The sequence below is a fragment of the Thiobacillus sp. genome (genome assembly GCF_024708915.1).
The window spans coordinates 1-6246 of the sequence record NZ_JANJXQ010000236.1; the positions used below are offsets into that span (position 1 = coordinate 1).

At 65.4% G+C, this 6246-nt stretch carries 9 protein-coding genes; 5 read left to right on the plus strand and 4 right to left on the minus strand.

All coding sequences use genetic code 11. The features are described from left to right. On the minus strand, positions 1–1020 hold a 1020-nt coding region (locus Q0L94_RS15860; RefSeq protein ID WP_296755127.1), incomplete at its 3' end, for an Rne/Rng family ribonuclease. A gap of 420 nt (positions 1021–1440) precedes the next feature. On the opposite strand from Q0L94_RS15860, the gene Q0L94_RS15865 reads away from it, so the two are divergent. From Q0L94_RS15865 to Q0L94_RS15885, 5 genes are read left to right on the plus strand one after another with little or no spacing between them, the layout of a single operon-like run. Further along, a complete protein-coding gene (locus Q0L94_RS15865) occupies positions 1441–2406 on the plus strand; it encodes an RluA family pseudouridine synthase (protein WP_296755130.1) in 966 nt (321 codons plus the stop codon). Further along, positions 2390–3046 carry an HAD-IA family hydrolase gene (locus tag Q0L94_RS15870; RefSeq protein WP_296755133.1) on the plus strand — a complete coding sequence of 219 codons (657 nt, stop codon included), beginning with the start codon at positions 2390–2392 and terminating at the stop codon, positions 3044–3046. The genes Q0L94_RS15865 and Q0L94_RS15870 overlap by 17 nt, the downstream gene beginning before the upstream one ends. Then, on the plus strand, positions 3025–3378 hold the full coding sequence (locus tag Q0L94_RS15875) for a Rieske 2Fe-2S domain-containing protein (protein ID WP_296755134.1): 354 nt from the start codon (positions 3025–3027) through the stop codon (positions 3376–3378). Before Q0L94_RS15870 ends, Q0L94_RS15875 begins: the two co-directional genes overlap by 22 nt. Continuing rightward, positions 3375–4313 (plus strand): S49 family peptidase, encoded by a 939-nt coding sequence (locus Q0L94_RS15880; protein WP_296755137.1) that lies wholly within the window; start codon positions 3375–3377, stop codon positions 4311–4313. Before Q0L94_RS15875 ends, Q0L94_RS15880 begins: the two co-directional genes overlap by 4 nt. Then, a complete protein-coding gene (locus Q0L94_RS15885) occupies positions 4310–4522 on the plus strand; it encodes a transcriptional antiterminator, Rof (protein WP_296755139.1) in 213 nt (70 codons plus the stop codon). Before Q0L94_RS15880 ends, Q0L94_RS15885 begins: the two co-directional genes overlap by 4 nt. A gap of 10 nt (positions 4523–4532) precedes the next feature. Here Q0L94_RS15885 and Q0L94_RS15890 read toward each other — a convergent pair whose 3' ends face one another. From Q0L94_RS15890 to Q0L94_RS15900, 3 genes are all read right to left on the minus strand, one after another. Beyond that, a complete protein-coding gene (locus Q0L94_RS15890; RefSeq protein WP_296755142.1) occupies positions 4533–5240 on the minus strand; it encodes an SAM-dependent methyltransferase in 708 nt (235 codons plus the stop codon). Then, a complete protein-coding gene (locus tag Q0L94_RS15895; RefSeq protein WP_296755144.1) occupies positions 5237–5815 on the minus strand; it encodes a Maf family nucleotide pyrophosphatase in 579 nt (192 codons plus the stop codon). Before Q0L94_RS15895 ends, Q0L94_RS15890 begins: the two co-directional genes overlap by 4 nt. Continuing rightward, a partial coding sequence (locus Q0L94_RS15900) for a biotin/lipoyl-containing protein (protein WP_296755147.1) occupies positions 5812–6246 on the minus strand: 435 nt, incomplete at its 5' end. The genes Q0L94_RS15895 and Q0L94_RS15900, both read right to left, overlap by 4 nt.

Below are 6246 nucleotides of genomic sequence, written 5' to 3' on the forward strand. Positions count from 1 at the left end.
GAAATCGATCACGATCAGCCCGCCGAGGTCGCGCAGCCGCATCTGGCGGGCGATTTCGTCGGCCGCTTCGAGGTTGGTGTTGTAGGCGGTCTGCTCGACGTCGCTGCCCTTGGTGGCGCGCGCCGAGTTGACGTCGACCGATACCAGCGCTTCGGTATGGTCGATCACGATGGCGCCGCCCGACGGCAGGTTGACCTGGCGCGAGAACGCCGATTCGATCTGGTGCTCGATCTGGAAGCGCGAGAACAGCGGCACGTCGTCGCGGTAGAGCTTGACCTTGTTGACGTTGGCCGGCATCACGTGCGCCATGAACTGCTGCGCCTGCTCGAAGATGTCTTCGGTGTCGATCAGGATTTCGCCGATGTCCGCCGAGAAATAGTCGCGGATGGCGCGGATCACCAGACTACCCTCCTGATAGATCAGGAAGGCGCCGGATTGCGGCTGCGCGGCACCGTCGATGGCTTTCCACAGGCTTAGCAGATAGTTGAGATCCCACTGGAATTCTTCGGCGCTGCGGCCGATGCCGGCGGTGCGTGCGATCAGGCTCATGCCTTCGGGGATGTCGAGCTGGGCCAGGGTGTCGCGCAGTTCGTTGCGCTCCTCGCCCTCGATGCGGCGCGACACGCCGCCGCCGCGCGGGTTGGTCGGCATCAGCACGACGTAGCGGCCGGCCAGCGAGACGTAGGTGGTGAGCGCCGCGCCCTTGTTGCCGCGCTCGTCCTTTTCCACCTGGACCAGCAGTTCCTGGCCTTCCTTGAGGTTTTCCGGGACGCGGCCGCCGTTGGGCAGGCAGGAACGGGCGATTTCCTTGAACGGCAGGAAACCGTGGCGTTCGCAGCCGTAATCGATAAATGCGGCTTCGAGGCTGGGCTCGACGCGGGTGACGACACCCTTGTAGATATTGCCCTTGCGTTGTTCCTTGCTGGCGGACTCGATGTCAAGGTCGACGAGCTTCTGTCCGTCGACGATGGCAACCCGGAGTTCTTCCGCCTGGGTTGCGTTGAAAAGCATGCGCTTCATTGTTTACTCCCGCGCGCGCGCATACGGGACAGGCCAGACTGCCGCCTAGAGCGGGCGGCTCATGCGATCACGTGTTGAATTAGGTGAAGAGGCATGGAATAAAAGGTGTCCTGTTCCTGGAGAGCGTCGCCGGCCAGGCCGGATCGTCTTTCCGATTCCCGCTGGCGTGGGCCGAGCGTGAATGCTGATTTCGTATGCTTGTCGTCGCGTCATTGATAACATCGCTGCTTTGCCGATTGCGCGGGGCGGGTGGCTTCGACTGGCCGCGCCAAACTTGAGCTTGGCTGGGCGGCAGGAATCCAGACGGGCCGGGCTGGCGGCGGCCGGTGAGCGTGGTAACCGGCGTGATCTCTAAAATGCCCGGCATGCAAGCCGGGCAAAAGGTCAGGCAAAATCCTGCCTGAACCGGCGGTAGTGTATATGAAAAAGAATGACTTAGAGAAAGATTCGGTCCGGCGGTTGAGGATAGACGACAGCGCGGATAACCAGCGTCTCGACAACTTTCTGCTGGCGCGGCTGAAAGGCGTGCCGAAAAGCCGCATTTACAAGCTGGTGCGAGGCGGCGAGGTGCGGGTCAACGGCGGCCGGGCCGAGGTCGGCTACCGGCTGAAGCTGGGCGACGAAGTGCGCATCCCGCCGGTGCGTCTGGCCGTGCCGGTGATCACCCCCGCCACCCATTTGCCGCAAGGCGGCATCCGCCTGCTGCCGCATATCCTGTACCGCGACGACGCGCTGATTGCGCTGAACAAGCCGGCCGGCATGGCGGTGCACGGCGGCAGCGGCATTTCGCGCGGGGTGATCGAGCAGATGCGGCTGGAACTGCCGGAATGCCGCTATATGGAACTGGTGCACCGGCTCGACCGCGAAACCTCGGGGGTGCTGCTGATCGCGCTGAAGCGGCGTGCCCTGGTCGGGCTGCACGCGGCGATGCGCGACGGCAGGATCGAGAAGCGCTACCTGACGCTGGTGGCGGGGCGCTGGCCGAATCCGCTGCAGCATGTGAAACTGCCGCTGCACAAGCGGGTCACCGACGACGGCGAGAAGCGCGTCACGGTGCGCGACGCGGGGCAGACCGCGCACACCGTCTTCCGCCGTCTGCAATCGCACGCCGGGTTCACCCTGCTGGAAGCGGAACTGAAGACCGGGCGCACCCATCAGATTCGCGTGCATACCTCGCATCTGGGCTTTCCGATCGCGGGGGACGACAAATACGGCGACTTCGAACTCAACAGGCAACTGATGAAGCAGGGGCTGAAGCGGATGTTCCTGCATGCCGCCAGGCTGGCGTTCGAGCATCCCGTTTCGGGCGAGCGCATGCTGATCGAGGCGCCGCTGCCTGATGATTTGGCTGGATTTCTGGAAAAACTGAATGCCCAAGCAATTTGATTTACTGATTTTCGACTGGGACGGCACCCTGATGGATTCCGCCGGGGTGATCGTCGATTCGATCCAGCGTGCCTGCGAGGATATCGGCCTGCCGACGCCGGGCGAGCGCGCGTCGCGCCAGATCATCGGCCTCGGCCTGATTCAGGCGCTGCAAACCCTGCTGCCGGACTTGCCGGCCGACGCCTACCCGCGGCTGGTCGAACGCTACCGCCATCACTATCTCGGCCGCGACACGCAGATTCCGCTGTTCGAGGGCGTCGAGACGGGGATCGGCCAGTTGTATGAAAGCGGGTTCCAGTTGGCGGTGGCCACCGGAAAAAGCCGCCTCGGCCTGTCCCGTGCGCTCGAAACCAGCGGGCTGGAGGCCCGGTTCGCCGCCACCCGCTGCGCCGACCAGACGCATTCCAAGCCGCATCCGGCGATGGTGCTGGAACTGATGGCCGAACTGGATGCCGACCCCGCGCGCACCCTGGTGATCGGCGATACCAGCCACGACCTGCTGATGGCGGCGAATGCCGGCGTCGCCAGCCTGGGGGTGACCTACGGCGCGCACGAAGCGGGCGATCTGCGGCCGCATGCGCCGCTGGCGCTGATCGACAGTTTTAGCGGGGTGCACGCATGGCTTGCCGCGAACGCCTGATCTGCGCCGCCGCCGACCTGGCCGAACTGGGCAAGGGGGTGCGCTTCGAGGTGACGCGTGCCGGCAGGCCCCAGCCTGCCTTCGTGGTGCGCTTCGCCGGCCAGCCGCGCGCCTTCCTCAACCAGTGCGGCCACGTGCCGGTGGAACTCGACTGGCAGGAAGGTGAGTTCTTCGACCACTCGCGGCTATACTTGATCTGTACTACCCACGGCGCGCTCTACCACCCCGCAAACGGACAGTGCGTGGGCGGACGCTGCGCCGGACGCGGCCTGATTCCCGTGCCGGTCGTCGAACGCGACGGCCATGTTTATCTGATGGAAGAACAACAATGAGTGAACCGACCCCCAATTGGGAACGTGAAGTCCTGGAAAAACTGGCGCTGTCGGCCATTCGGGAACAGCGCCGCAGCCGCCACTGGAGCATTCTGTTCAAGACGCTCGGTTTCCTGTATCTCTTCATCGTATTGTTCCTGGCGGCCGGGTGGTTCGGTTCGGATGGGGTGTCCATCAAGGAGCACACCGCGCTGGTCGATCTGCAGGGCGTGATCGCCTCCGATCAGGCCAGCGCTGATTCGGTGATCAGCAGCCTGCAGGGCGCATTCAAGGACAAGAAAACCAAGGGCGTGATCCTGCGTATCAACAGCCCCGGCGGCAGCCCGGTGCAGGCGGGACAGATCTACGATGAGATCAGGCGTCTGCGCGCACTGCATCCGAAAACCCCGCTGTACGCCGTGGTCGACGACATCTGCGCCTCGGGGGGCTATTACGTCGCCGCCGGTGCCGACAAGATCTTCGTCGACAAGGCCAGCATCGTCGGCTCCATCGGCGTGCTGATGGATGGTTTCGGCTTCACCCAGACCATGCAAAAGCTCGGCGTCGAACGCCGCCTGCTCACCGCAGGCGATAACAAGGGTTTTCTCGATCCGTTCTCGCCGGTAGACCCCAAGCAGGCGGCGTTCGCCAAGCAGATGCTCGAGGAAATCCACGGCCAGTTCATCGGCGTGGTGCGGGAAGGCCGCGGCAAGCGCCTACAGGAAACCCCCGAGATGTTCAGCGGCCTGGTGTGGAGCGGCGAAAAAAGCATCCAGCTCGGCCTCGCCGACGCGCTGGGCAATGTCGAGTCGGTCGCGCGCGACGTGATCAAGGCTGAAGACATCGTCGATTACACCCAGCGCGAAGGCCTGGCCGCACGCCTCGCCGGCCGCCTGGGCGCATCCGTGGCCAAGGCGCTGATGCCGTTCGAGCAAGCCGGCGTCAGGCTGCGTTGAGCGACTACCGGCCGATCGCCTGCGCCGACCACGAGCGGCTGGAGTTTGCCGCGCTCACGCGGCAGTGGCTGGAGGTGACGGTGGAGGGCGGCATGGCGCAGCGCCTGCTGCCGCTCGATGTGTACACCCGCGCTGGCGCGGAATGGCTCGATGCGCAAACCGAATCGGGCGACACGGTCACGCTCAGGCTCGATACGCTGAAATTCTGATTCCCGCGCTCTACGCGGCGATGCCGAATACCACCAGACGATCCTTGACCGCATCGGTCTGGCCGCGCCAGTTCCCGGCGCTGCGGGTCTGGATCAGCTGGCTGGGCAGGCTGAGATCCGCGCCGATGCTGATAAGCGTATTGGACGCGAGGGTCGTGGCCAGCGCATCCAGCAGCGCGGCACTGCGGTAGGGCGTCTCGATGAAGAGCTGGGTGGCGTGGTCGCGGCGCGCGGTCTTTTCCAGTTCGCGGATGGCCTGGCTGCGCTCGGGCTCCTTGGCGGGCAGGTAGCCGTGGAAGGCGAAGCGCTGTCCGCCCAGGCCCGAGGCCATCAGCGCCAGCAGGATCGACGATGGGCCGATCAGCGGCACCACCGGAATGTTTTCACGATGCGCGGCCATGACCAGCGCCGCGCCGGGGTCGGCCACGGCCGGACAGCCCGCTTCCGACAACAGGCCGACGTCGTGGCCTGCCTTGAGCGGCACCAGCAGCGGCGGGATGGCGGCAGCCGGGGTGTGTTCGTTGAGTTCTTCGAGATGCAGCGACTGCAGCGGCTGCGGGTGGCCCATCGCCTTGAGGTGCGCGCGCGCCGTCTTGGCGCGCTCGACGACGAAGTGCTCGAGCCGGCGCGTGACGGCAAGAGTCTCAGGCGGCAGGCACGCGTCCGGACTGACCGGCCCCAGTGGCACCGGGATGAGGTAGAGGGTGCCGGCGCTCATGCAAGGACGTCTACGCCCTCGTTCATGAGCATTTCGGTCAGCGCCATCAGCGGCAATCCGATCAGCGCGGTGGGGTCGGGGCTGTCCATGCGCCGCATCAGCGCGATACCGAGCGATTCGCTCTTCGCCGAGCCGGCGCAGTCCCAGGGCTGCTCCTTCTTCAGATAGCTGGCGATCTGCACGTCGGTGAGCGGCCGGATGTGCACCACGGTCGGCACGTCGCGCGTCTGCGCGTGGCCGCTGCGGCTGTTGAGCAGCGTCAGCGCGGTGTGGAACACCATCGCCTTGCCCTGCATTTTCTGCAGCTGGGCGAAGGCGTTGTCGAAATCGCCGGGCTTGCCGAGTTGTTCGCCGTCCAGCATCAGCACCTGGTCGGAGCCGATGATCAGCGCGTCGGGGTGACTTGCCGCCGCGGCCTGCGCCTTCAGCACCGACAGCCGCAGGGCGGTGGCCGAGGGCGTTTCGCCGGGCAGCGGGGTTTCGTCGACGTCGGGCGACAGCACTTCGAAGGGAAGATGCAGGCGCGACAGCAGTTCGCGCCGGTAGCGCGAGGTAGAGGCGAGGATCAGCGTCATTCCGGCTGGATCTCGATCAGCGCCATGTCGGGCGTCACTGCATCGCCTTTTTTCGCGAAGACGCTGATGATGACGCCAGCGATCGGCGCCTGCACTTCATTTTCCATCTTCATCGCCTCGATCACCAGCACACCGTCGCCCGCCTTGACCGCTTGGCCGATGCTCGCCAGCACGTCGACGACGGTGCCGGGCATGGCTGCGGTGACGTGGCCGGGGTGGCTGGGGCGCGGTTTCTGCCCGGATGCGCCGGGCGCGGCCGTGGTTTTTCGCTGGGCGCTGTCGTTGCCGGCCACGGCGACTTCGTTCAGCGGCTCGACCAGCACTTCTTCCGAGATGCCGTCCACCGACACGAAGTAGGGCCGTTGCGAGGCGTCGCTGCGGCCGCTGCCCGACAACTTGATGTGGTAGGTCTCGCCGTGCAGCGTGATCTT